This window comes from Pseudomonas sp. HY2-MNA-CIBAN-0224 (assembly GCF_040310285.1).
GTDB lineage: Bacteria > Pseudomonadota > Gammaproteobacteria > Pseudomonadales > Pseudomonadaceae > Aquipseudomonas > Aquipseudomonas helleri.
This window is the reverse complement of record NZ_JBEOPQ010000145.1, coordinates 1-613: the sequence shown is the minus strand read 5'-3', so window position 1 is coordinate 613 and position 613 is coordinate 1. Positions and strand designations below refer to the sequence as shown.

Sequence of the window (613 nt, the reverse complement as noted above, 5' to 3'; positions counted from 1 at the left end):
TTGCTCAATAACGGCTGCTGTGACCTTTTCACCATACCGAGCCTTGCTTTCAAACATTTCAGGCTTAGGTGATACGGTTGTAATACTAAAATCTCTAGCATGGTTGATGTCGTGGTAATATTCCTTGATGCTGGTATGCTTGGCTTTAGAGCCTTCCTTGCCCCTCGCTAGTCCTAAATCAGCGACCGTATTGGCAAAATTGGTTTGCATCTGATTTAACTTAACCCTGCCGCCTAGAAAATCCTTACAGTTGAGCTTCCCTTTTTGATCAATAGGAACGACATAAGCGACCAGCTGCGGTGTACTTATGTCCCGATGAATACTCATACCTGCAATATTTCCTTCTCCATGTTTATCCATGAGCCACTGAGCAGATCGCTTAAAAAATTCAGCTTCTTGGCTTTTTCCCCAACCTTCCCATTCAGGACTGGCGGTGATCAAATACTCAATACAGAGCACCGCATCAGAGCGTCTTTTTTCAGGAAGTCGATCTTTTATTGCCTGTTTAACGGCTTCAGGGGTAGCAACGCTATGATAATTTTTAGAGGTGAGGTCGGGGTCAGCATTTGGCGTTTCTATCGTTCGATAGCTGTGTGCCAGACTGCTACCAATG

Annotated in this window: 1 protein-coding gene; it reads right to left on the bottom strand. The window is 44.7% G+C overall.

Annotation, left to right across the window (positions count from 1 at the left end; genetic code table 11):
* On the bottom strand, window positions 1-613 hold a 613-nt coding region (gene mobV, locus AAEZ03_RS25755; RefSeq protein ID WP_350582544.1), incomplete at both ends, for a MobV family relaxase.